The organism is Leisingera aquaemixtae (genome assembly GCF_001458395.1).
Taxonomy (GTDB): Bacteria; Pseudomonadota; Alphaproteobacteria; order Rhodobacterales; family Rhodobacteraceae; genus Leisingera; species Leisingera aquaemixtae.
Genome location: NZ_CYSR01000010.1, coordinates 50679 through 73656 on the forward strand (window position 1 = coordinate 50679; position 22978 = coordinate 73656).

Annotated in this window: 19 protein-coding genes; 10 read left to right on the forward strand and 9 right to left on the reverse strand. The window is 64.2% G+C overall.

Annotated features, from left to right (window positions below; translation table 11 throughout):
• Positions 1-62 precede the first annotated feature (62 nt).
• Complete coding sequence (locus PHA8399_RS03975; protein WP_058284895.1) at positions 63-1640, reverse strand: DUF5928 domain-containing protein; 1578 nt, start codon at positions 1638-1640, stop codon at positions 63-65.
• 141 nt (positions 1641-1781) lie between these two features.
• Here PHA8399_RS03975 and PHA8399_RS03980 point away from each other — a divergent pair, with 141 nt between their 5' ends.
• Positions 1782-2600, forward strand: coding sequence for a sulfotransferase family protein (locus PHA8399_RS03980; RefSeq protein WP_058284896.1), 819 nt, complete (start codon positions 1782-1784; stop codon positions 2598-2600).
• Between the two features lie 439 nt (positions 2601-3039).
• Here the strand turns inward: PHA8399_RS03980 and ilvD are convergent, their stop codons facing one another.
• Both ilvD and PHA8399_RS03990 read right to left on the reverse strand, forming a co-directional pair.
• The gene (gene ilvD, locus PHA8399_RS03985; protein WP_058284897.1) at positions 3040-4884 is read right to left on the reverse strand and encodes a dihydroxy-acid dehydratase; all 1845 of its coding nucleotides are present in this window, start codon (positions 4882-4884) and stop codon (positions 3040-3042) included.
• 134 nt (positions 4885-5018) lie between these two features.
• Positions 5019-6197 carry a benzoate/H(+) symporter BenE family transporter gene (locus PHA8399_RS03990; RefSeq protein ID WP_058284898.1) on the reverse strand — a complete coding sequence of 393 codons (1179 nt, stop codon included), beginning with the start codon at positions 6195-6197 and terminating at the stop codon, positions 5019-5021.
• 104 nt (positions 6198-6301) lie between these two features.
• On the opposite strand from PHA8399_RS03990, the gene PHA8399_RS03995 reads away from it, so the two are divergent.
• The 4 genes from PHA8399_RS03995 to PHA8399_RS04010 all read left to right on the forward strand — a co-directional run bounded on the left by PHA8399_RS03995 (position 6302) and on the right by PHA8399_RS04010 (position 9015).
• A complete protein-coding gene (locus PHA8399_RS03995; protein WP_058284899.1) occupies positions 6302-6862 on the forward strand; it encodes a helix-turn-helix domain-containing protein in 561 nt (186 codons plus the stop codon).
• Between the two features lie 78 nt (positions 6863-6940).
• On the forward strand, positions 6941-7795 hold the full coding sequence (locus tag PHA8399_RS04000) for a DMT family transporter (protein WP_058284900.1): 855 nt from the start codon (positions 6941-6943) through the stop codon (positions 7793-7795).
• Between the two features lie 45 nt (positions 7796-7840).
• A complete protein-coding gene (smpB, locus tag PHA8399_RS04005; RefSeq protein WP_058284901.1) occupies positions 7841-8320 on the forward strand; it encodes an SsrA-binding protein SmpB in 480 nt (159 codons plus the stop codon).
• 212 nt (positions 8321-8532) lie between these two features.
• Positions 8533-9015 carry a hypothetical protein gene (locus PHA8399_RS04010; protein ID WP_058284902.1) on the forward strand — a complete coding sequence of 161 codons (483 nt, stop codon included), beginning with the start codon at positions 8533-8535 and terminating at the stop codon, positions 9013-9015.
• A 73-nt stretch (positions 9016-9088) separates the two neighbouring features.
• On the opposite strand, the gene PHA8399_RS04015 is transcribed toward PHA8399_RS04010, so the two are convergent.
• Complete coding sequence (locus PHA8399_RS04015) at positions 9089-10180, reverse strand: leucine-rich repeat domain-containing protein (protein ID WP_244270150.1); 1092 nt, start codon at positions 10178-10180, stop codon at positions 9089-9091.
• Positions 10181-10464: 284 nt separating this feature from the next.
• Here PHA8399_RS04015 and sseA point away from each other — a divergent pair, with 284 nt between their 5' ends.
• Together sseA and PHA8399_RS04025 are read left to right on the forward strand one after the other, a co-directional pair.
• Positions 10465-11319, forward strand: coding sequence for a 3-mercaptopyruvate sulfurtransferase (gene sseA, locus PHA8399_RS04020; RefSeq protein ID WP_058284903.1), 855 nt, complete (start codon positions 10465-10467; stop codon positions 11317-11319).
• A gap of 3 nt (positions 11320-11322) precedes the next feature.
• Positions 11323-12507 (forward strand): amino acid aminotransferase, encoded by a 1185-nt coding sequence (locus PHA8399_RS04025; protein WP_058284904.1) that lies wholly within the window; start codon positions 11323-11325, stop codon positions 12505-12507.
• A 74-nt stretch (positions 12508-12581) separates the two neighbouring features.
• Here the strand turns inward: PHA8399_RS04025 and PHA8399_RS04030 are convergent, their stop codons facing one another.
• The 3 genes from PHA8399_RS04030 to PHA8399_RS04040 form a co-directional block, all read right to left on the reverse strand.
• Entirely contained in the window at positions 12582-13448 is an 867-nt protein-coding gene (locus PHA8399_RS04030) for a sulfotransferase domain-containing protein (protein WP_058284905.1), read from the reverse strand.
• A 364-nt stretch (positions 13449-13812) separates the two neighbouring features.
• Positions 13813-15147 (reverse strand): ammonium transporter, encoded by a 1335-nt coding sequence (locus PHA8399_RS04035; RefSeq protein WP_058284906.1) that lies wholly within the window; start codon positions 15145-15147, stop codon positions 13813-13815.
• Between the two features lie 26 nt (positions 15148-15173).
• Positions 15174-15512, reverse strand: a complete 339-nt coding sequence (locus PHA8399_RS04040) for a P-II family nitrogen regulator (protein WP_058284907.1) — start codon at positions 15510-15512, stop codon at positions 15174-15176.
• A 269-nt stretch (positions 15513-15781) separates the two neighbouring features.
• Between PHA8399_RS04040 and PHA8399_RS04045 the strand changes: the two genes are divergently transcribed.
• Positions 15782-17995 (forward strand): transglycosylase domain-containing protein, encoded by a 2214-nt coding sequence (locus PHA8399_RS04045; protein WP_058284908.1) that lies wholly within the window; start codon positions 15782-15784, stop codon positions 17993-17995.
• 280 nt (positions 17996-18275) lie between these two features.
• Here the strand turns inward: PHA8399_RS04045 and PHA8399_RS04050 are convergent, their stop codons facing one another.
• Both PHA8399_RS04050 and PHA8399_RS04055 read right to left on the reverse strand, forming a co-directional pair.
• On the reverse strand, positions 18276-18863 hold the full coding sequence (locus PHA8399_RS04050; protein ID WP_058284909.1) for an MlaC/ttg2D family ABC transporter substrate-binding protein: 588 nt from the start codon (positions 18861-18863) through the stop codon (positions 18276-18278).
• Between the two features lie 2 nt (positions 18864-18865).
• Entirely contained in the window at positions 18866-19627 is a 762-nt protein-coding gene (locus PHA8399_RS04055) for an MlaA family lipoprotein (protein ID WP_058284910.1), read from the reverse strand.
• A 179-nt stretch (positions 19628-19806) separates the two neighbouring features.
• Between PHA8399_RS04055 and PHA8399_RS04060 the strand changes: the two genes are divergently transcribed.
• Together PHA8399_RS04060 and PHA8399_RS04065 are read left to right on the forward strand one after the other, a co-directional pair.
• Entirely contained in the window at positions 19807-21540 is a 1734-nt protein-coding gene (locus PHA8399_RS04060; RefSeq protein ID WP_058284911.1) for a type I secretion system permease/ATPase, read from the forward strand.
• On the forward strand, positions 21537-22841 hold the full coding sequence (locus PHA8399_RS04065; protein ID WP_058284912.1) for an HlyD family type I secretion periplasmic adaptor subunit: 1305 nt from the start codon (positions 21537-21539) through the stop codon (positions 22839-22841). The genes PHA8399_RS04060 and PHA8399_RS04065 overlap by 4 nt, the downstream gene beginning before the upstream one ends.
• The last annotated feature ends 137 nt before the right edge of the window (positions 22842-22978 follow it).

The following is a 22978-nucleotide window of genomic DNA, read 5'->3' on the forward strand; positions in this document are numbered from 1 at the left end:
CCCATGCCGAGGCCACCGGGGCCGGCTTGTCAACCTGTGCCGCTGCAGGCGCGGCGGCCGGTTCAGTCGGCAAACAGAGACTGGCTTGCGGCAATCTCCATCGCCTTGTCCCAGGGCAGGTTCAGGAAACCGCTCAGCTGGCCTGCGTTTTCCTCCGCGCTGGCGCCCTCGCGCAGGTTGTACAGCCGGCTGTAGCCGGCATCGCGGATGCGGTCGCCTTCATGCAGGATATCGTTGCGGATTGTCGGCAGCAGCCGCTCCAGCGTCAGCTGCGGCGTGCGCGCGCCCGCCAGGCCGGTCCGCTGGGCATGGCCGGCCAGGTAGTCATCGCTGAACGCGCAGTCTATGTGCAGGAACCGGGTCGAGGAGCGGTCCGAGTGGAAGTCATTCATCAGGTCGATGGCGGCGGGATCCAGACAGATGATCAGCTGGTCCGTCTCGTAGTATTCGAACAGCATCCGCAGCAGTGCCCGGCGGTGGCGGGTGCGCTTCATCAGCGCGGCCTGGATGCCGCCAAGGTCGGGCAGGGCGGTGTCTTCCTCATCGAACAGATACTCGACGGCGGGAATGCTGGTGGCCTGGCGGATCTGCTCCAGCAGCCGTTTGGCCACATGCCACTTCTTGCAGACCACGACCAGCAGCTCGCGCTGGCGCCCCAGGCTGCTTTCGGTCTTCCAGAACCGCGGTGCAAAGCGGCGCCCGGTGCGGCCGCGCTGGGCCAGGAACCTGTAAAGGCTGCGCCCCTCGTTGGAGATCTGAAAACTGACGCCTTGCGCCGCGTAAAGCCGCCCCAGGCGCAGTTTCAGCTCCTTTGCCTCCGGGCTGATCTTGCGGGCAAACAGGAAGTCCTGGCTGAGCAGCAGATCATAGTGGTCATTGTAGAAATTCACCGGCATCCCGTAGTCGGTGAACATCAGGAAAGTGAGCGTGCGGGGGTCGATTTCAGATTCCGGTATCAGATGGCGCACCAGGGTCTGAAAAAACGTCTCATCCGGGATCCATGTGGTGCGGAAGAACCGCATCACATCGCGGCGCTTGCGGATGAAGCCCAGGATCCACTCCACCGTGCGCCGCCGCAGGCACCACCACTGGCTGCCGATCTGCACCTGGATATCGGCAGGGATGTCCCGTTGCAGCCCCAGCCGCTTCTGCAGGCCGTGGCTCCAGTAGAACAGCTGCTTGTGCTTTCGCTCGTTGAAGAAATGCCGGTAGATCAGCCGGTCCTCCTTCATGCCGGTCTTGATCCAGTCGCTTTCGAAGAAATCGAAGCTTTCGATGAAATCCCTGTCATGCTCATCCAGGAAGCGGTGGGCGTATTCGGCGGTTTTCACCGCCATGCAATCGCCCGACAGCATGTAGAAATGAGTGGCGCGCGGGAAATCCTCCAACGCGCTTTGCAGGGCGTGCAGCGTTGCCTGCACCAGCGACCATTCCCCCCAGCCGCATTTGATCCGCTTCCGGGCGAAGGTGACATTGGGGTTGCCGTCCAGCTCCGTCCGGATCAGCTGGTAGTCCTCCGCAGCCGCCCGCCCGTCAAAGTGAATTGCCATGTAGTCGCCGGCCGCGGTCAGCTGTTCAGCCTGCTGGACAACCGCTTCGGGGTCTTTGTGGCAGAGCAGGATATATGCGATTTTCGCCATGGGGTGGACGGAGCGCCTTGTCTTGCCTGATTGTTTCTCTTGATAAGCGGGCTGACAGCACGAATAAACCAGATAGTTCCCGTTTCGCTAAACTTATGCGAAGAAGCTGGGGACAAAGCGCAAGAAAAATGAGGGCAGCGGATGGGGTTCCCCGGCACCTGGATGACGGAAAGTGAAAGTGCGGTCTACCGGGTGGTGCCCAAATGCGCCTGCTCGACGATCGGGCAGATCCTCTATTACTCCGATCACGGGCGGTTCTTTGACGGCGACATCCACGATGCCAAGGACGGGCTGCACAAATGGGCGCTGGAGAACAGTCAGGGGCCGATCACCCGCAATGTGCAGGGGCAGCGGGCCTATGCCTTCACCTGTGTGCGCAACCCCTATACCCGCATCCTCAGTTCCTTCTTCGACAAGATCTGCGGCATCCAGCGCAATGGCCGTCGCTACCGCGGCAACCTGGTGCCGAAGCTGGTCTACGAGTACGGGATCGAGGTTGGCGGCGACGACGGCAAGCAGGAGTTCGACCAGATCGCCAGCTTCCGCCGGTTCCTGCTGTTTGCGCGCGACACCATCCGCTGGCGCCGCCCGATGGACCCGGACATCCACTGGTCGGCAATGTCGGGGCATGTGTCGACCTTCATCCTGAACGGCGGGCGCTATAACCAGATCTTCTGGACCGAGGCGTTCAACGACGGGATGCAGCAGGTGCTGGACGCGATCGAGACGCCTCATTCCGTGGACCTGAGGGCAATCCCGCGTTTCAACGAAAGCGAGGGCCATGGCCCCAAACGTGCGCATCCGGTCGGGGACTACTTCGACGATCTGTCGATGCATCTGGTCTATGAAATCTACAAGCGCGATTTCGAGCTGTTCAAATACGATTTCGAAAACCCGGGCAACAAGATGCCGGTGGGGGAGATCGACCTCGATGAGGTGCACGCCAAGCTGGGGGAGTAGCGTAATAGGGGCAGGGGCTCCCGCGCCTGTGACGCAGCATCAAAGATGCCGCGCCAAGCCTTGGGCCCGGCGCCGCTGGCGCGGCGCGGGCGGGCAGCTGCAATTGACCATTCTGCTTCACCTTTGCCCAAATACTCCCGCCGGAGGCGCGCCGTGCGTCAGCACGGCGCTTGGCCCAACGCAGCGCGGCGGGCTGGCGTCCGCCAGCGGGCCATAGCAGCGGCGGGAGAGCTTTGTGGAAGAAGGGCTTATGCTGAGAAGCGGTTCAGGGGCAGGTTTGCCCTGAACGCGCCTGTTCGATGGTATTGCCCCTGAAACCGCATCAAGGGCAAGCGGCCGCGCCTTGCGCGGCCCTTGATCCGGCCTCAGGCGCGTGCGGCAAAAGAAAACCCGCCGCGTTTTGGGCGGCGGGTTTAAAGAGTTGTGCCAGGGTGCTGCCTCAGTCTTCGTCAGGCAGCGCGCGCACGGCGCCTTTGGCCGCCGAAGTTGCCAGCAGCGCATAGGCCTTCAGCGCCTTGGAAACCTTGCGCTTGCGCGGCTCGGCGGGTTTCCAGCCCTTGGCGTCCTGCTCCTCGCGGCGTGCCGCCAACTCTTCGTCGGAGACCGCCAGGTGGATCGAGCGATTGGGGATGTCGATCTCGATCTTGTCGCCCTGGCGCACCAGGCCGATGGTGCCGCCCTCGGCTGCCTCGGGGGAGACATGGCCGATCGACAGGCCGGAGGTGCCGCCGGAGAAGCGCCCGTCGGTCAGCAGCGCGCAGGCTTTGCCCAGGCCCTTCGATTTCAGGTAGGAGGTCGGGTAGAGCATCTCCTGCATGCCCGGACCGCCGCGCGGGCCTTCATAACGGATCACCACCACGTCGCCTTCCTTGACCTTGCCGGTCAGGATATCATTCACCGCCGCGTCCTGGCTTTCGCAGACATGGGCGGTGCCGGTGAACTTGAGGATACTTTCATCGACACCCGCGGTTTTCACGATGCAGCCGTCCTGCGCGATATTGCCGAACAGCACTGCCAGCCCGCCGTCCTGACTGAAGGCGTGCTCCTTGGCGCGGATCACGCCGTTTTGACGGTCGGTGTCCAGCTCCTTGTAGCGGTTGGCCTGCGAAAACGCCTGGGTGGTGCGGACGCCGCCGGGGGCAGCCTTGAAAAGCTCCTCGGCCTCCGGGTTGTTAGCGACCTTGATGTCCCACTTGGCAATCGCCTCGCCCATGGTGGCGGTATGCACGGTGTGGCAGTCATTGTGCAACAGGCCTGCACGGCTCAGTTCGCCCAGGATCGAGAAGATGCCGCCCGCCCGGTGCACGTCCTCCATATGGACGTTGTGAATGTTGGGCGCCACCTTGCAGAGGCAGGGTACTTTGCGGCTCAACTGGTCCATGTGGGACATGTTGAAATCGACCTCGCCCTCGTTGGCGATGGCCAAGAGGTGCAGCACGGTGTTGGTGGAGCCGCCCATGGCGATATCCAGGCTCATCGCGTTTTCAAACGCCTCAAACGTGGCGATCTCGCGCGGCAGCAGGCCCTTTTCCTCGTCCTGGTAGTGGCGCTTGGTGATCTCGACGATCTTGCGGCCGGCCTCCAGGAACAGCCCCTTGCGGTCGGCGTGGGTCGCCAGTGTCGAGCCGTTGCCCGGCAGCGCCAGCCCCAGGGCCTCGGCCAGGCAGTTCATCGAGTTGGCGGTGAACATGCCCGAGCACGACCCGCAGGTCGGGCAGGCGTTTTCCTCGATGTGCTTCACCTGCTCGTCGGTGAACTTGTCATCCGCCGCCGCGACCATGGCGTCCACCAGGTCGATCTTTTTCATGTCCAGATCGGCGATGTCGATCTTGCCGGCTTCCATCGGGCCGCCGGAAACGAAGATCGCCGGGATGTTCAGCCGCATCGCGGCCATTAGCATCCCCGGAGTGATCTTGTCGCAGTTGGAGATGCAGACCATGGCGTCGGCGCAATGGGCGTTGACCATGTATTCGACGCTGTCGGCGATCACCTCGCGCGAGGGCAGCGAGTAGAGCATCCCGTCATGGCCCATGGCGATGCCGTCATCCACCGCGATGGTGTTGAACTCCTTGGCGACGCCGCCGGCCGCCTCGACCTCGCGGGCGACCATCTGGCCCAGGTCCTTGAGGTGGACGTGGCCGGGCACGAACTGGGTGAAGGAGTTGACGATGGCGATGATCGGCTTGCCGAAATCATCGTCCTTCATGCCGGTGGCGCGCCACAATCCGCGCGCGCCCGCCATGTTGCGGCCATGGGTGGAGGTTCTGGATCGGTACTTTGGCATCAGGCTGGTTCCCTTAGTCTTTGCCCTCAGGGACACGATTTGCGCAATAAAGGCAACCGGGCGGGGCTCTCTTCGGTAATAATGGCGCAGATTGCGCCGGATTTCAGTGGCGAAATGTCTCTGGCGGTCTGTCCTCAGGCGCGGACCGGGACGGGTTCGGGGGGCTTCAGCCAGTGATTCACCGCAAGCCCCAGCACCAGCGCCCAGAACGGCGCGCCGATTCCCAGGAAGCTGATGCCGGAGACCGTTGTCATGAAGGTGATCAATGCCGCCTCACGCCCCTGCGGTTCCGCCAGCGCGGACGACAGGCTGTTGCCGATGGTGGCCAGTAGCGCCAGGCCCGCAACGGTGGCGACCAGCGCCTTGGGGGCGATCAGGAACAGGCTGATCACAGTGGCGCCGCCCATGCCCACCAGGATGTAGAATAGGCCGGTCATCACGCCTGCCAGATAGCGGGTCTTGGGATTCTCGTCCGCCTCCGGGCCTGCGCCGATGGCGGCGGTGATGGCGGCGAGGTTAAAGGCAAAGCCGCCGAAGGGGGCCAGGATCAGCGAGGCCAGGCCGGTGACGGTGAGGCTGGCGGACACCGGCGGTTCATAGCCGCAGGCCTTCAGCGCCACCACACCGGGCATGTTCTGCGAGGACATGGTGACGATGTAGAGCGGCAGACCGATGCCGATCAGCACCGGCAGCGAGAAGGCGGGCATCACGAACTCCGGCCGGGCCAGGCCCAGATCGAGTGCTTCAAGACTGCCGAATGCTCCGGTGCCTGTGCACCACGCCACACCTGCGGCCAGAACCGCGGGAATGGTGTAGCGGGGGAACAACTTGCGCCCGGCCAAGAAAGTGAGGCCCATTATGGCGACCAGCGCGATGTCACTTTGCAGCGACGTAAAGGCCGAAAGCCCGAACTGGAACAGGATGCCCGCCAGCATGGCGCTGGCCAGGCTGTCTGGGATCAGCCGGGAGAGGGCGGCGAACCAGCCGGTGAGGCCGGTGAGGGTCAGCAGGACCGCGCAGAGCAGGAAGGCGCCCACCGCCTCCGCCAGCGGCACACCATTGAGGCTGACCGCCAGCAGCGCCGCGCCGGGGGTAGACCACGCCGTCAGGATCGGCATCCGGTAGACCAGCGACACGATCAGGCTGGTGAGTCCCATCCCCAGGCCAAGCACCAGCATCCAGCTGTTGGCCTGGGACTGGGTCGCGCCCACGGCCTCAATCGCCTGAAAGATGATGGCGACGGACCCGGTATAGCCAACCAGCACTGCCACCGCGCCGGAGACGATATGCGAAAGCTTCAGATCCTTGAGCATGCGGGTTTTCCTCTGGCGCCGGATCGGGTAGGGATTTCGTGCGTTATAGCGCACATTACACATTGTGCGTTATAACGCACAAGGCTTATTAACGGGCAGAGACAATGAGCGATTACGGCATCACCCTGAACCTGCGGGAAATCCGGTCGGCGGCGGGGCTTAGCCTCAGCAAGGCAGCGGAGATTACCGGTGTCAGCAAGGCGATGCTGGGGCAGATCGAGCGCGGCGAATCGAGCCCGACAATTGCCACCCTGTGGAAGATCGCCAAGGGGTTCCACCTGCCGCTGACCGCCCTGATCGGCGCGGCAACCCGGCCCGTGGGGGAGGCTGCCGGCGTCTATGAAACCGTGCAGTTTCCCGGCAGCATCGGGGTCAAGATCGTCTTTCCCTTCGACCCGCTCCTGGGCGCCGAGACCTTTCAGGTCACGCTGAAACCCGGCCAAAGCCACCAGTCGCAGCCGCATGATACCGGGGTGACCGAGGAGGTTTTTGTGCTGCATGGCTCGATGGAGGTGCTGAAGGACGGCGCGTGGGTAGCGCTGGAGGCAGGCCAAGGCCTGCGCTTTGCCGCCGACCAGCCGCACGGCTACCGCAGCCGCGAGACCGGCGCGGCCTTCCTGAACATGCACCATTACCGGCAGGCGGCTCTGACGCAGCGGGACTGATGTGCTTCACTTGTGCAATTTCCCCAGCAGCCCTACCACTTGCGCAAGTGACTGAGTTTGCGGGATTTGGAGCCGGGAATGGATACGCTGCGCGGAAGCCTCCTGATGGTGCTGGCCATGGCGGCCTTTGCGCTGGAGGACATGTTCGTCAAATCCGCAGCCGCCAGCCTGCCGGTGGGGCAGATCCTGATCCTGTTCGGCCTTGGCGGCATGGTCCTTTTTGCTGCGATGGCGCGTGCGCAAGGGCACGCCCCCTGGCACCCGGGCTTTGGCACGCGCCCGATGCTGCTGCGCTCCCTGTCTGAGGTCGCGGGACGCCTGTGTTACACTCTGGCGATCGCGCTGACGCCACTGTCCTCGGCCTCGGCCATTTTGCAGGCCACACCGCTGGTGGTGGCAGCCGGGGCGGTGGTGTTCTTTGGTGAAACCGTCGGCTGGCGGCGCTGGCTGGCGATCGGGCTGGGCTTTGCCGGGGTGCTGCTGATCCTGCGCCCGGGGCTCAGCGGCTTTGAGCCCGCCTCGCTGTTTGCGGTGGCCGGCACGCTGGGGTTTGCGGGCCGCGATCTGGCCACCCGCGCTGCCCCCAAGGATATGAGCAACAACCAGCTGGGGTTTCTGGGCTTTGCCATGCTGGTGGTTGCCGGTGCAATTGCGCTGGGCTGGACGGGCGGCGCGGTCTGGCCGGCACCGCGCAACTGGCTGGATATCGCGGCGGCGACAGTGATCGGCGTCATTGCCTATAACGCCTTGTCCGGCGCGATGCGGGCGGGGGAAATCTCTGTCATCGCGCCGTTCCGGTACACAAGGCTGGTCTTTGCCATGGTGCTGGGGGTGCTGGTGTTCGGCGAGCAGCCCGATGCGATGACCCTGATCGGCAGCGCGGTGATCGTGGCCAGTGGTGTTTTCACGCTGCTGCGCAGCCGCAAGGTGTGAGCGCCACCTTGCGCCCGCCGCCCTGCGGCCTTACATCTGCCGCCCATGGCCAAAAAGCAGACATCAGACCCGAACTACAAGGTGATCGCCGAGAACCGGCGGGCGCGCTTCGATTATGCGATCGAGGACGACATCGAGTGCGGCATTATGCTGGAAGGGTCCGAGGTCAAGGCGCTGCGCGGCAACGGCACCAATATCGCTGATAGCTACGCGGCGGTGGAGAATGGCGAGCTGTGGCTGGTGAACTCCTACATCCCGCCGTATGAGCAGGCCAAGGTGTTCAAGCATGAAGAGCGCCGCCGCCGCAAGCTCCTGGTGTCGCGCAAGGAACTGGCCGACCTGTGGAACCTGACCCAGCGCAAGGGGATGACCCTGGTGCCGCTGGTGATCTATTTCAACCACAAGGGCCGCGCCAAGATCAAACTGGGCATCGCCAAGGGCAAGAAGCTGCACGACAAGCGCGAAACCCAGGCCAAGCGCGACTGGGGCCGCCAAAAGCAGCGGCTGCTGAAGGACGCCCGGTAACCCCCGGGACGAACGCGCGCAGATCCCTTTCATCTTTCCTAAAATACTCGCGCCGCAGGCCAGCGCCGCAAGGCGCTGCTCCGTGGCTGCTGGCTATTGCAGTATCTGACTAAATAAGTCAGATAAATTCTGCCCAGCAGATTCGCTTCTGGATCAGGCCCGGCCGGAGACGGCAGCCCGCCTGCTGCCCAAACTTCACCAGGGGAAAGCGAATGAAAGAACCTTCGCATGAAGCCGCGCTGGCGGCGCACGGGTTTGACGCCTTTGAGACCGGGCTGCTGGCGGTACTACGGCAGTTTCTGCTGAGCCATGAGACACCGGACAGCCAGGCGTGGCAGCGGGCCTACATGGTGGCGGCGGAGCGCTGGGGGGAGGCCATCGGCCTGCCAGCGGCGCAGGCGCTGATGAAACTGCTGCGGGCGGTGCTGGACTGCCGGGACGGGCGGTTTACTTTCACCGATCCCTTTGACTTGGAGCTGCGCGGGACCGTAACGCCGGATGAAGCGGCACTGTTGCAGATGCTGCACCACATGCGCCGGGACCAGACGCCGGGCGCGCGCGAAGCCGTTGCCGAGGTCACCGGCGGGAAAATGGACCCGCATGTGATCCGGGCGGGCCTCGCATTTGCGCACCGGTTTTCAGCAGGGCAGGCGGCGGCCCGGCCGGAAGCACCGCGTTTGCGGGTTGTGGCCTGAGGCCTTGGGAAACGGCCAGCCGACCTGCTTGATGCGGGCCAGAAGCGGCAAAGGCCGGATCGGCCTGCGGGCATCACTGATGGCGGGTTATGTATTCCGTGATCTTCTCCCGGCCCAGCAGGCGCTTGCGCGATGCCAGCGAGGGGCCGGCAAAGACGATCCGCAGGCTGTCGATCTCCAGCAGCGGCGGCAGCGCCGCAGCGGGCAGGCCGATCACCCGCAGAATCGCCAGCTTCCTCAAGCCGGTCAGCGGCGTCAGGTCGCGGATGCCGGTCCCGGATATGCTGAGCTCCCACAGGTCGTCCATGCTCTGGACCCCGTCCAGCTCCGCGACCGCGGTGTTGGTCAGCGAAAGCTCGCGCAGGTTCTTGCCCGCCAGCGGTTCCAGGCTGGCGACTGCGGTGCCTTTCAGGGTCAGCTTACGCAGTGCGCTCAGACCCGCTAGCGGGGCGATGTCGCTGACTTGGGTTCCGTCCAGCGCCAGTTCATTCAGGCTGGCCGCATCCGCAATCGGCGCCAGCTCCGCGACCGGCGTGTCCGACAGGATCAGGGTTTGCAGCGCCGGCTTGTTTTGCAGCCCTTCTAGGCTTTGCAGCCGGGTGCCATCGGCCCGCAGCATCTCCAGCCGGTCCGAGGCGGCCAGCGCGGCCACGCTTTCGACCGGGCAGTTGGAGATCCAGGCCACCCGCAGATTCGCGGCCGCCAGCGGGCTCAGGTCGGAAACCTGCGTGTTGAAGGCCAGAAAGACCTCCAGGTCTTGCAAGCCCTCCAGCGGACTCAGGTCGGTGACACCGGAATCGGCGATGTTCAGGCTTTGCAGCCGCGTCAGGCCGCGCGCAAAGGACAGGTCGGTGACCTCTTTGATTCCCCAGACCGACAGGTGTTCCAGCCCGGTCATGCTGGCCAGCGGGGTGAAATCCGGCGCGTGCACAGAATCAAGGCTCAGCCGCTTAAGCCCCGGCAGCCGGGTGAGCGGTGCGAGGTCCGGCGCGGTGATGCTGACCAGCGCCAGCCGCTCCAGCCCGGGCAGTGCCGCCAGCGGCGACAGGTCGACCGGCGCGTCAAACCGCAGGTCGGCCATCACTGTCAGCTCCCTCAGATGCGTGAACCGTTCCAGCCCCTGCAAGTCCGGCGTATGGCGCCCGATCCTGATCTGTGCCTTCAAGTCATTGTCGTTAATACAAGTTTTTCCCATCTCCACGCAGCTTGCACGCAGCGCCTGGGGGCTGGCCAGGGAAAGGAAAACGAGGAGGGCTGAAAGAATGCGTCGAAAACCGGGCATGGCAATACGCCTCTGCAATAACAAGCTCAAACAGTGGTCCCTGTTTATTGCCGGCGCGTTAAAGGCCCGCAAGAATTTTGTAACCGCAGGTAGAGAGCGGGGATAGCTTGCACCGCTGTGCTGCCGGATGTACCCATGGCGCTATGTGCAGATAGGGAGACACTTTGATGCAGGACGATCCGAAGACGCTGGTATCCACGGACTGGCTTGCCGCCCATCTGAAAGACCCGGATTTGCGGGTGCTGGACGCGTCCTGGTATCTGCCGCAGCAGGGCCGCGACGCCCGGGCAGAGTATGAGGCTGCCCATATCCCCGGCGCGCGGTTCTTCGACATTGACGAGATTTCCGACAACCGCTCCGACCTGCCGCATATGGTGCCGCCGGTGGAGAAATTCATGTCCAAGCTGCGCGCCATGGGCGTGGGCGACGGCCACCAGGTGGTGATTTATGACGGCGCCGGCCTGTTTTCCGCCGCCCGCGTCTGGTGGCTGTTCCGGCTGATGGGCCAGGCCAATGTTGCTGTGCTGGACGGCGGTTTCCCGAAATGGCAGGCCGCAGGCCATCCGGTCGAGGACCTGCCGCCGGTGATCCGCGACCGCCATATGACCGTGCGGGTGCAGAACCACATGGTGCGCGACGTGACCCAAGTGTCCGCGGCTGCCAAGCTGGGCGACCATGAGATCATCGACGCCCGCTCCGCTGAACGCTTCCGCGGCGACGCGCCGGAGCCGCGCGAGGGGCTGCGCGCAGGCCACATTCCGGGCTCCAAGAATGTGCCCTTTGGCCAGGTGCTGAATGCAGACGGCACCATGAAGGATGCCGATGGGCTGCGCGCCGCCTTTGAAGCTGCCGGCGTCGATCTGAGCAAACCTGCAATTACTTCCTGCGGATCGGGCGTTACTGCCGCCATCCTCAGCCTCGCTCTGGAGCGCATCGGCAAGACCGATCATGCGCTTTATGACGGGTCCTGGGTGGAATGGGGTGCCTTCCCGACCCTTCCCGTTGCTACCGGAGAGAACTGAGCAATGTTCGAAACCCTGAAACCCCAGCCCGCCGATAAGATCCTGATGCTGATGCAGATGTATCGCGACGACCCGCGCGCGGACAAGATCGACCTGGGTGTCGGCGTCTACAAGAACGCCGAGGGCGTCACCCCGGTAATGCGCGCCATAAAGGCGGCGGAGCACAAGCTGTGGGAAGAGCAGACCACCAAGTCCTATGTCGGCCTGGCGGGCGATCCGGCCTACTCGGACGCGATGATCAAGCTGATCCTGGGCGATGCGGTTGCGCGTGAAAACATCGCGGCGGCAGCCACCCCCGGCGGCACCGGCGCGGTGCGCCAGGCGTTCGAGCTGATCCAGATGGCCAATCCCAAGGCCCGCGTCTTTGTGTCGGACCCAACCTGGCCGAACCATGTGTCGATCCTGAACTACGTCGGCATTGAAACCGTGGTCTACCGGTACTTCGACCGCGACACCCGCGGCGTGAACTTCGACGGCATGATGGAAGACCTGAAGGGCGCTGAGAAGGGCGACGTGGTGCTGCTGCACGGCTGCTGCCACAACCCGACCGGCGCCAACCTGAACGAGGTGCAGTGGAAAGAGGTCATCGCGCTCTTGAATGCGCGCGGCCTGATCCCGATGATCGACATTGCCTATCAGGGTTTTGGCGACGGTCTGGAAGAAGACGCGGTGGGCGTGCGCCTGGTTGCCTCCAGCTGCCCCGAGGTGCTGATTGCGGCCAGCTGCTCCAAGAACTTCGGTATCTACCGCGAGCGCACCGGCCTGTTGATGGCGGTCTCCAACGACGCTTCCGCGCAGGCGCTGAACCAGGGCACCCTGGCGTTCCTGAACCGGCAGAACTACTCCTTCCCGCCGGACCACGGCGCGCGTCTGGTGACCATGATCCTGAACGACGACGCCCTGCGCGCCGACTGGGCAGCAGAGCTGGAAGAGGTGCGCCTGGGCATGCTGGGCCTGCGCCAGAAACTGGCGAACGAGCTGCAGCGGCTGACCGGGTCCGACCGGTTCAGCTTCATCGCCCAGCACCGCGGCATGTTCTCGCTGTTGGGCACCACGCCGGAGCTGGTCGAGAAGATGCGGGTGGACAACGGCATCTACATGGTGGGCGACAGCCGCCTGAACATTGCAGGCCTCAACGCGCAGACCGTGCCGGTGCTGGCCAAGGCGATTGTCGACGCCGGCGTTTAAGCCTCAGGTCGCTAACCACGGGTTGCGCCTTGTGGCGCAGCCCGCGTGCTGGCTGCACTCTCCGGCGGGGCGGATTACTTCCAGTCCACATCCTGCCGGCCAATCAAGGTGAATAGTTTTTGGTTGGGCTTGGCATAGATTCCGGCGATTTGCTTCAAGACATTCTCGTCCGGAACGTATTTTTTCAGCGGTGGCCCCCTTAGGATCTTTGAGGCGAACCGCGCGCCCCGCTTGAGCGATTTCACATTCGGGAACGGATTGAGGTAGTTCAGATAGGCCTGCGAGACCCGGATGGGGTCAAAGGGATTAACCTCCTTTCCGGGGTCCATCTCCGGATGTCCGGGATCAATGTCCAGAAACCGGCAGATTTCCATTAAAGTTTTATCCGCAGCACCTTTGATGTCGGTTTCGGTAATGATCACTTTCAAGCGGCTGCGGTCAAACAGCTGGTAATAGGCCTCGAGGTGTTTCGCATATAGCCCCATGTCGATCAGGCCGTATTTGTCACCCAGATGCGCCTTGCGGCCAAAGACAACATCTTCCAAGTCCCAATACGGTGAAAACTGCCCGCTTCTGCGGTAATGGTTGAAAGCCGAAACCAAGCGGTCTACCGGGTCGCGCAGCACAAAGATCAGCTTGACGTCCGGTAGCAGGCGATGAATGGCCTTGTGGATATCCGGAAGATGGGTGCCAAAGCGGCTTTTGTGGGGGGCCGGTGTAATCCACATGTAGTTGGGAGTTTTTTCGCCAATCGCACGCCGCCCTTTCCCAGGATCGAACTTCCCGCAGTACCAGTCAAAGCCGCGAGCGTAGTTTTCCTTGATATTGAAAAAGTGCAGCTCGCTCCGGGGCAGGTAGGTATCGGGGTGGCGCTTGAGTGCATTCACCAGCCAGGAAGTCGCGGACTTTGGAGCGCCGGCAATAATAAAATTGGGTTTCATATCCGAGCCTCCTTGACCCGCCGCGGGATCTGCCCTCTTCGGAATTGCCTGTCAGCAGCCCGCAGCAAGACCGGATGATCCGTTCCTCAAAAAACAGCCGTGCCTTCGGGCAGTCGAAGGAACGGCTGTAGCTAACTTGTAAACCAAGGTCATCGCGCCTCTGGGCCAAAGATATAATGCGGAGCGATTCCGTGGCAAGAAACCGGCCGCTGGATTCAAAGTCCGCCCTTATACACCGGAAACGTGCTGCCAATCCTTGGCGGAGGATCTGTCTTGGGCTTGGGCTGCTAAATAGGTGTCTACTTCCAAACAGAAACGCGGCGCCTGAAGCAGGCGCCGCGCTTTTGTTTCAAGGGCTGAAAAGTCAGCTCGGGGAGAACTCCGGATAGGCCTCCATGCCCAGCTCGGCCATGTCGAGGCCGTTGACCTCGTCTTCTTCCTCCACCCGGATGCCCATGGTGGCGCGCAGGATGATCCAGACCGCGGCGGAGGCTGCGACGGTGAACACACCCACCACGGCAATGCCTGTCAGCTGCTTCAGCAGCGTGGCGTCGGGGTTCGACAGCACCACGGCGACGGTGCCCCAGATGCCGCAGATCAGATGCACCGGGATGGCGCCAACCACGTCGTCGATCCGCAGCTTGTCCAGCATCGGCACCGCAAACACCACGATCACGCCGCCGATGGCACCGATCAGGGTGGCAAGGCCCAGACCCGGGGTCAGCGGCTCGGCGGTGATTGCGACCAGGCCCGCCAGCGCGCCGTTCAGGATCATGGTCAGATCCGGCTTCTTGAACAGTACCTGTGTCAGCACCAGCGCCGCCACCGCACCGCCAGCCGCTGCGGCGTTGGTGTTGGCAAAGATGCGCGAGATATCGGCGACGTCACCGATCGACCCCATGGCCAGCTGCGAGCCGCCGTTGAAGCCGAACCATCCCATCCACAGGATAAAGCAGCCGAGCGTCGCCAGCGCCAGGTTGGAGCCGGGCATCGGGATGGTCTTGCCTTCCTTGTACTTGCCGATGCGCGGACCAAGGATCAGCGCGCCGGTCAGCGCGGCCCAGCCGCCCACCGAATGCACCACGGTGGAGCCAGCGAAATCCAGGAAGCCCATCTGCTCCAAGAAGCCGCCGCCCCACTTCCAGCTGGCCTGGAACGGGTAGATCACCGAGGTCAGCACGATGGTGAAGATCAGGAACGGCCACAGCTTGATGCGCTCGGCCAGGGTGCCCGACACGATCGAGGCGGTGGCGGCGCAGAACATCAGCTGAAAGAAGAAATCCGAGCCGGTGGACGCGTAGGAATAATCATCCGCCCCTTCTGCGGTGATCCCCACGGCTTCCAGCACGCCGGGGCCGAAGACACCGGACAGGACGCCGTCAACCGCCCAATTGCCCAGCGGATACATTAGGTTATAGCCGATCAGCCAGTAGAAGACGGCGGCCAGCGAAAACAGCGCCATGTTCTTGGTCAGCTGCATCGTGACGTTCTTGGAGCGCACCAGCCCCGCTTCCAGCATGGCAAAGCCTGCGGCCATCCAGAACACCAGGCAGCCGCCGATCAGGAACAGGAGCGAGTTCAGGATGAAAACGGTATCGGTTGCGGGGTTCACGCCCGGGGCGGGGCCGTCCTGGGCCAGCGCCAGGCCCGGCAGCGCGGTCAGCGCCAAGGCTGCCAAGGGGAGTTTCAGTTGCTTCATATGTCTTTCCTCCGTGCCGGGCGCGCCTACAGCGCCTCGAGGTTGGTTTCGCCGGTGCGCACCCGCACCGCCTGTTCCACATCCAGAACAAAAATCTTTCCGTCACCGATCTTGCCGGTGCGGGCGGTCTCGGCGATGGCGCTGACGGCCTGCTCGGCCTGATCCGCGGGCACCACCAGCTCCAGCTTCAGCTTCGGCACGAAATTCACTTCGTATTCTGCGCCGCGGTAAATTTCCGTGTGCCCGGCCTGCGCGCCAAAGCCCTTGATTTCGGTGACCATCAGCCCGCTCACACCCAGCGAGGTCAGCGCTTCGCGGACCTCGTCCAGCTTGAAGGGCTTGATGGCAGCTATGATCAGTTTCATCTCAGCATCCCCTGCATTTGCTTCACGCCGGCCCCATGCCGATGCATTTCGCACTTGCAGCAAAACCGGCGATGCGAGTCGTGCAAAGAAACGGCCAGCAAGTTTCCGCGCGTCTTTCTGCGAGCGCACAATAATTTTGCGCCTTTTGCCCGCTTCGCTTAAAAACCGGCCATCTGGCAAAGCGGGAAAGGTCCGGATTCTGCCCCTCTACAAACCGCGTCAGGCAGAGTATTGTCGCGGCAAACGGGCAAACCGGGCAGGAAACGACGATGGCTCAAGGATCCGGGCGCAAGCCTCTGGTGGCAGAAAAACGTTATACCGCAGGCGGCAAGGGGAAGCCCTCTGCCGCCAAGACGTCTGCGCGCAAGACACCCGCGCGCAAGGCAAAGAAGTCCGGGCTGTTTGGCCTGTTCTTCCGCAAGAAGACGCGCGCCAGGCCCGCGCCCAAGAAGAAGGGCGTCATCGGTCTGCTGCTGGCGCCCTTTGCCTGGGCGTTCCGGCTGGCCTGGGGGTTCACCTGGCGCATCGGCATGGTGGTCTGCCTGCTGGTCGGCCTGGCGGTGGCCTTTCAGTACCTGAAGCTGCCGGATGTGTCTGCCTATCTGGACGGGCGCGCGCGCGGCTCGGTCACGCTGCTGGACCGCGAGGGCGAGGTGTTTGCCTGGCGCGGCGACCAGTTCGGCGGCGTGGTGACGGCGGACACCGTCTCGCCGCATCTGAAGAACGCGATTGTCGCGACCGAGGACAAGCGGTTTTACCGCCATTTCGGCATCTCGCCCCGCGGCGTTGCCAGCGCCGTGCGCATCAACCTGAGCGAGGGGCGCGGGCCGCTGTCCGGCCATGGCGGCTCCACCATCACCCAGCAGACCGCCAAGCTTTTGTGCCTGGGCCGCCAGTACGATCCGGCGGAGTGGAAAAGCGAAAGCGCCTATGAGGCCGACTGCCGCAAAAGCTCGCTGTGGCGCAAGGCGACCGAAGCGGTCTTTGCGCTGGCGCTGGAGGCCAAGTACACCAAGGATGAGATCCTCTCGATCTACATGAACCGCGCCTATATGGGCGGCGGCGCCTATGGGGCTGAGGCCGCGGCGCAGCGCTATTTCGGCAAATCCGCCAACCAGCTGAACCCGGCCGAGGGCGCGATGCTGGCCGGGCTGCTGACCGCGCCCTCGACGCTGGCGCCGACCAACAGCCTGGAGCGCTCGCAGGACCGGGCCGCGACTGTGCTGCGGCTGATGCAGGAGCAGGGGTATCTGACCACGGCGGAGATGAAGCGCAACCAGGACAACCCGGCAGAGCTGAGCGAGGCCGCTGCGGCACGGGCTGGCGGGTATTTTGCCGACTGGGTCATGGACACCATCCCGGATTTCCTGGGCGATCAGACCACCGAGGACGTGGTGATCCGCTCTACCCTGGACCAGCGGCTGCAGGCGGCGGCAGAGGACGCGCTGAAATATATCTTTGAGAACAAGGTCCGCGAAGGCTCCAAGGCGCAGGCGGCGATTGTAGTGATGAGCGCCGACGGCGCTGTGCGTGCGATGGTGGGCGGGCGCAAGACAAAGGTCTCGGGCGTGTTCAACCGCGCCACCCAGGCCAAGCGGCAGACCGGCTCGGCCTTCAAGCCCTTTGTCTATGCCACCGCGCTTGAACTGGGCTATTCGCCTTATGACCGGGTGCTGGACGCGAAATACTGCATGAGCATTCCAGGCTCCGGCCAGTGGTGCCCGGAGAACTACACCCGCAAGTTTTATGGCGAGGTGACGCTGGCGCGCGCGCTGCGGGATTCCCTCAACGTGCCGGCGGTCAAGATCTCCGAAGCGGTGGGCCGCGACAAGGTAAGCCGGGTGGCCAAGGACTTCGGCATCGACAGCGACCTGGCTGCGGGGCCTGCGCTGGCGCTGGGCGCCTCGGAAAGCAGCCTGCTGGAGATGACCGGGGCCTATGCCGGTATCCTCAACGGCGGCTCCTCGGTGACGCCTTACGGGGTGACCGAGCTGAAGCTGGTCGAGGACAGCGACGCGCTGATGGGCGCCAGCGGCGGCATTGGCGAGCGGGTGATCCGCACCGAGGCGGCGCAGCAGCTGGTCTGGATGATGGAGAAAGTGATTGCCGGCGGCACCGGCCAGCGGGCGCAGATCCCGGGCTGGCAGGCGGCGGGCAAATCCGGCACCACCTCTGCGGCCAAGGATGCCTGGTTCATCGGCTTTACCGCCAATTACGTGGCCGGTGTCTGGATGGGCTATGACGACAACACGCCGCTTTCGGGTGTGACCGGCGGCGGCCTGCCTGCCGAGATCTGGCGCGAGACCATGGTGCGGGTGCATGAGGGGCTGGAGCCCAAGCCGCTGCCGATGCTGGAGCCCGCCCCGATCGCCCCGCCGCCGCAGGAGACCCGCCGCGAGCGCCGCCGCCGCCAGGGGCCGAACCTTGGCAAGGAGCTGGGCCGCGCGGTCGACAATATCCTGCGTGACATTCTGGGCAACTGACGCGGGCGCTTTCGCAGGCGCTCCCGCCTGGCTCAGACCCCCTTGCGGGGGCCATCGCCAGTTGGGCCCGGCGCCGCGCCCCGGGGGCGCGGCGCACGCCCTGCCCGTGGGGCAGGGCGCCCGGCCCAACGGGCGCAAGGCATCTTTGATGCTGCCGCGACGGGCGGGAGGGCCGCGCTGAAGGCGCAGCCGCACGCGGACCGGCACCGCGCGGGGGCCAAAGAAAAAGGCCCCCCGAAGGGAGCCTTTCTTAAATCCGGATACCGGATACTGCGCGGCCTTAGCTCAGCCGGTGCAGCTCGGCAATCAGCGCGTCGATGTCGCCCCGCTTGCTGTCCAGGATCGAGCCGATCTCGGTGCGTTCGGTCAGGAGCAGGTTCACGCCTTCGATGAACATGTTGAAGAACAGGTCGCGGCCGGAGCGGTCCGACACCAGGAACGTCACCTCAAACGGCGACTGGCCCTTGAGGTAGGCAATGGTGCTCACCTCATACCATTTTTTCACCTTCTTGACGCCGGTCACTTCCAGCTTGCCGCCGATGAATTCGCGGAAGCGCTTGCCGTATTTGCGCGAGATGTAGCCCTGGAAGGCCTGGGAGAACGCCCGTTTCTGGGCGGAGGACGCCCGGCGCCCGTCCGCGCCCAGAGCGTAGGCGGCGATATAGGAGGTGTCGCTGTAGCGCTGGAAGATCCGCTCAAAGTCGCGGTACATCGCGCTCTCGCCCTTGCCGGAGGCGATCACCCGGTTGATGTCGGTCACCAGGCTGTTGATCAGCGAGCTGGCGCGGCTTTCGTTCAGCGCCCACAGGGCTTGCGGCGCGGTGGCCAGCACGGCGCCGGCACCAATGATAAATTTGCGGCGGTCCATCTTCAGAATCCTTCGGTGTTCAGTTCGAACGGGTCGATTTCGGTGATCTCTTCGCCTTCGCCCAGCTCGAACCGGCGGTTCTGCAGGTAGATCAGCCGCGATTGCGCATAGCTGTCGGCGCTCTCGTAGAGAATCGAATCGATCGTATCGGAATAGTTGCCACGATCACCCATGCGTCGCACGATTTCCGCATAGATGCTGATGTTGTCGGCAGTATTCTGCTCGACATAACCCAGCGGGTTGGTGAAGAAATCCACTGCGATCCCCGCTGCATCGCGGGAGGTGGAGGGGCCAAAGAACGGCAGCTCGACATAGGCGCCTTCGCCAACGCCCCAAACATGCAGCGTCTCGCCGAAATCGGTATCGACCGGCGGCACGTTAAATTCGCTGGCCGGGTCGGCCAGACCCGCAAAACCCACCGTCGAGTTGATCACGAAGCGCGAAAACGCATTGCCGGCCATCTTCAGATCGCCCTGCAGCAGCGCGTTGATCATTTGCCCCGGCATCGACAGGTTCTCGGCAAAGTGGGAGAAGCTGGTCACCATCGGCGCGGGCACGATCGCCACGTAGCCCTTGGACGCAGGCCGGAACGCCAGACGGTCCACGCCGCGGTTGAAGGCGTGCACGGTGCGGTTGGTTTTCTCGTAAGGGTCGAACACTTCGCCGGCGGCCCGCGCGACCGGATCCTGGTTGGCGCAGCCCGCGGCAAAGGCGGCAAAAATCAGCGCAAATAGAAATTTATGCGGTCGCAACATGTAGGCCATTCGGTTAAGTGTCCAATTGAAACTGGCGCCGGCGCGTGTGGAGGGCACATAAGGGTTCTCCCGCCGTTTTCCAGTCTGATTGCATTTTTTTACCTGCTTGTGTCACAAGTGATACAACCCAGGCCATGATGCAACCCAGCCCTGACCCGAAGCCAAGGAACCACTAGTGCAGTCTGCCCATGAGTAAAAGCGTTTATAAGAATGGTTATGAGGAACTGCGCGCCGTGCGGCAGCAGAGCCGGGGCCTGTACTGGTTCACCGGGATCTTCAGTTTCTTCGTGAACCTGCTGATGCTGACCGGCCCCCTTTACATGATGCAGGTCTATGACCGGGTGCTGGGCAGCCGTTCCGAGGCGACGCTGCTGGCGCTGTCGCTGCTGGTGGTGTTCCTTTACGGCATGATGGGGCTCTTGGATTACGCCCGCGGCCGGATCATGGCACGGGTGGGGGCGCGGTTCCAGGCGGCGCTGGACAAGCGGGTGTTTGACGCGATGATCCGCCGCTCCGCCGTGGCGCAGGACCCGGCCGCGCAAACCGGCCTCAGCGATCTGGAGTCGGTGCAGCGGCTGATTTCCTCGCCGGTGCTGACCGCCGCCTTCGACCTGCCCTGGACGCCGGTGTTCCTGGCGGGCATTGCCCTCTTCCATCCTTGGCTCGGCCTGCTGGCGCTGGCCGGCGGGGCGGTGCTGGTGGTTATTGCTGTCTTCAACCAGCTGTTCACCCGGCTGCCGATGCAAAAGGCCAACATGACCGGCCACAAGGCCAATCTGATGTCCGAGGAGATCCGCAACGAGGCGGAGATGATCCAGTCGATGGGCATGCGCGGCGCCTCCTTCGAGCGCTGGAAACAGGCCCGTGATGCGGCGCTGGCCGACAGCGTCACGGCCAATGACACTGGCGGCGGCTTCACCACGCTGACCAAGACGCTGCGGCTGTTCCTGCAGTCGGCGATGCTGGGCCTGGGCGCCTATCTGGTGCTGCAGGGCGAGGTGACGCCGGGTGCGATGATTGCGGGCTCGATCCTGATGGGCCGGGCGCTGGCGCCCATCGAACTGGGCCTGGGGCAATGGCCGATGGTGCAGCGGGCGCTGAAGGGCTGGCACAGCCTGGCGGAGCTGCTGGACAAGGTGCCCGAGGAGGCCGCGCGCACCGCGCTGCCCAAGCCCAAGGCGCTTTTGGAGGTGCAGGGGCTGGCGGTGGTGCCGCCGGGCAGCACCGCGCCACTGCTGCGCAATGTGAACTTCCGGGTGCAGCCGGGCCAGGCAATCGGGGTGATCGGCCCCTCCGGCTCCGGCAAGTCCACCCTGGCGCGGTCGCTGACCGGTGTGTGGCGGCCTGCGGCCGGATCGGTGCGGCTGGATGGCGCCTCGCTGGATCAATACGCGCCGGACGTGCTGGGCGGGCACATCGGGTATCTGCCGCAGCGGGTGCAGGTGTTTGACGGCACCATCGCCCAGAACATCGCCCGTCTGGAGCAGCAGCCCGATGCCGAAAAGGTGGTGGAGGCCGCCCGCAAGGCGGCTGCGCATGAAATGATCCTGAAGCTGCCCGAAGGCTATGACACGCGGGTGACGGCCTCCGGCGGGCGGCTGTCGGGCGGCCAGATGCAGCGGGTCGGGCTGGCGCGGGCGCTGTTTGACGATCCGGTGATCGTGATCCTGGATGAGCCGAACTCGAACCTCGACAACGAAGGCTCCATCGCGCTGAACCAGGCGATCAAGCAGATCAAGGCGGAGGGGCGCTCGGTGCTGATCATGGCGCACCGCCCGGCGGCGATTCAGGAGTGCGACATGCTGCTGGTGATCGACAAGGGAACCCAGACGGCCTTCGGGCCCAAGGACAAGGTGCTGCAGGAAATGGTTGCGAACCATCAGAACATCCGCCAGGCCACCGGTGCGGGAGGCGTGCGATGAGCAGCGATGGCAACTGGTCCGCGCGGCGGCCGCTGATTATCGGGCTGATCACGCTTGTTGTGCTGGTGGGCGGCTTTGGCTCCTGGTCGGTGCTGTCGTCGATTTCCGGCGCGGTGGTGGCAACTGGCCGCATCGAGGTCGACCGCAACCGTCAGGTTGTGCAGCATCTGGACGGCGGCATCGTCGCGGAAATCCTGGTGGATGAGGGCGACACCGTGCAGGAGGGCGACACGCTGATCCGGCTCGACGCCAATGAGCTGACCTCGCAGCTGGTGATCACCGAAGGCCAGCTGTTTGAGCTGATGGCGCGCCGCGGGCGGCTGGAGGCAGAGCGGGACGAGGCGGCGGACATCACCTTTGACGCGGAGCTGCTGAAAGCGTCTGAAACCCAGCCGGACGTTCAGGATCTGGTGGAGGGCCAGCAGCGCCTGTTCCAGGCCCGCAGGGCCACCACCGGCCGCGAGATCGAGCAGCTGGAGAAGCGCCGGGTGCAGATCGAAGAGCAGATCCGCGGCGTCCAGGCGCAGCAGCAGTCGATGAAAGTTCAGCTGGAGCTGATCAACGAGGAGCTGAGCAACCAGCAATCGCTGCTCGACCGCGGGCTGGCGCAGGCGGCGACTGTGCTGAACCTGCGCCGCACCCAGGCCAACCTCGAAGGCCAGCTGGGCGAGCTGGTGGCGGCGGAGGCGCAGGCGGAGGGGCGGATCACCGAAATCGACATCGAGATTTTGAAACTGGCCACCGGCCAGCGCGAGGAGGCGATCACCCGCCTGCGCGACCTGCGCACGCAGGAGGTGGAGCTGGCCGAAACCCGCCGCTCGCTGCGGCAGCGGCTGGAGCGGCTGGATATCACTGCGCCGGTGTCCGGGATCGTCTACGGGATGCAGGTGCAGACGCCGCGTTCGGTGATCCGCCCGGCGGATCCGGTGCTTTACCTGGTGCCGCAGGACCGGCCGCTGGTGATTGCGGCGCAGGTGGCGCCGACCGACATCGACCAGCTGCATATGGGCCAGGAAGTGACCCTGCGCTTCTCCGCGCTGGACCAGCGCAGCACGCCGGAGCTCTTCGGCCGTGTCACCCAGGTTTCGGCGGATTCGTTTGAGGATCAGGGCAGCGGAGTGTCTTACTACCGCGCCGAGATCGAGCTCAATCCGGGCGAGCGCGAACGCCTGCCGGCCGGCACGGTGCTGATTCCGGGGATGCCGGTGGAAAGCTACATCCGCACCGCCGACCGCTCGCCCTTGGCCTATCTGGTCAAGCCGCTGTCCGATTATTTCGTGAAAGCCTTCCGCGAAAGCTGACGGCGGCCGGAAACGGGCCGGTTTCATTGCATGAAACCGGCGACCTCCGCCTGCTGCCCCCGCAGGGCGGAAAGCGGCGCGGGGGCTTCGCATTTGCTCTTTCCGAAAGCCGCCGCGCCGGGTAGCGTCCCGGCCAG

What these genes read in the sequence shown, in the direction of transcription:
- PHA8399_RS04060 (WP_058284911.1), top strand. Translation starts at nt 19,807, where the DNA reads ATGAGTAAAAGCGTTTATAAGAATGGTTATGAGGAACTGCGCGCCGTG.
- PHA8399_RS04000 (WP_058284900.1), top strand. Translation starts at nt 6,941, where the DNA reads ATGGATACGCTGCGCGGAAGCCTCCTGATGGTGCTGGCCATGGCGGCC.
- PHA8399_RS04010 (WP_058284902.1), top strand. Translation starts at nt 8,533, where the DNA reads ATGAAAGAACCTTCGCATGAAGCCGCGCTGGCGGCGCACGGGTTTGAC.
- smpB (WP_058284901.1), top strand. Translation starts at nt 7,841, where the DNA reads ATGGCCAAAAAGCAGACATCAGACCCGAACTACAAGGTGATCGCCGAG.
- PHA8399_RS03980 (WP_058284896.1), top strand. Translation starts at nt 1,782, where the DNA reads ATGGGGTTCCCCGGCACCTGGATGACGGAAAGTGAAAGTGCGGTCTAC.
- PHA8399_RS04050 (WP_058284909.1), bottom strand. Translation starts at nt 18,863, where the DNA reads ATGGACCGCCGCAAATTTATCATTGGTGCCGGCGCCGTGCTGGCCACC.
- PHA8399_RS03995 (WP_058284899.1), top strand. Translation starts at nt 6,302, where the DNA reads ATGAGCGATTACGGCATCACCCTGAACCTGCGGGAAATCCGGTCGGCG.
- PHA8399_RS04035 (WP_058284906.1), bottom strand. Translation starts at nt 15,147, where the DNA reads ATGAAGCAACTGAAACTCCCCTTGGCAGCCTTGGCGCTGACCGCGCTG.
- PHA8399_RS04045 (WP_058284908.1), top strand. Translation starts at nt 15,782, where the DNA reads ATGGCTCAAGGATCCGGGCGCAAGCCTCTGGTGGCAGAAAAACGTTAT.
- ilvD (WP_058284897.1), bottom strand. Translation starts at nt 4,884, where the DNA reads ATGCCAAAGTACCGATCCAGAACCTCCACCCATGGCCGCAACATGGCG.
- sseA (WP_058284903.1), top strand. Translation starts at nt 10,465, where the DNA reads ATGCAGGACGATCCGAAGACGCTGGTATCCACGGACTGGCTTGCCGCC.
- PHA8399_RS03975 (WP_058284895.1), bottom strand. Translation starts at nt 1,640, where the DNA reads ATGGCGAAAATCGCATATATCCTGCTCTGCCACAAAGACCCCGAAGCG.
- PHA8399_RS03990 (WP_058284898.1), bottom strand. Translation starts at nt 6,197, where the DNA reads ATGCTCAAGGATCTGAAGCTTTCGCATATCGTCTCCGGCGCGGTGGCA.
- PHA8399_RS04040 (WP_058284907.1), bottom strand. Translation starts at nt 15,512, where the DNA reads ATGAAACTGATCATAGCTGCCATCAAGCCCTTCAAGCTGGACGAGGTC.
- PHA8399_RS04055 (WP_058284910.1), bottom strand. Translation starts at nt 19,627, where the DNA reads ATGGCCTACATGTTGCGACCGCATAAATTTCTATTTGCGCTGATTTTT.
- PHA8399_RS04065 (WP_058284912.1), top strand. Translation starts at nt 21,537, where the DNA reads ATGAGCAGCGATGGCAACTGGTCCGCGCGGCGGCCGCTGATTATCGGG.
- PHA8399_RS04030 (WP_058284905.1), bottom strand. Translation starts at nt 13,448, where the DNA reads ATGAAACCCAATTTTATTATTGCCGGCGCTCCAAAGTCCGCGACTTCC.
- PHA8399_RS04025 (WP_058284904.1), top strand. Translation starts at nt 11,323, where the DNA reads ATGTTCGAAACCCTGAAACCCCAGCCCGCCGATAAGATCCTGATGCTG.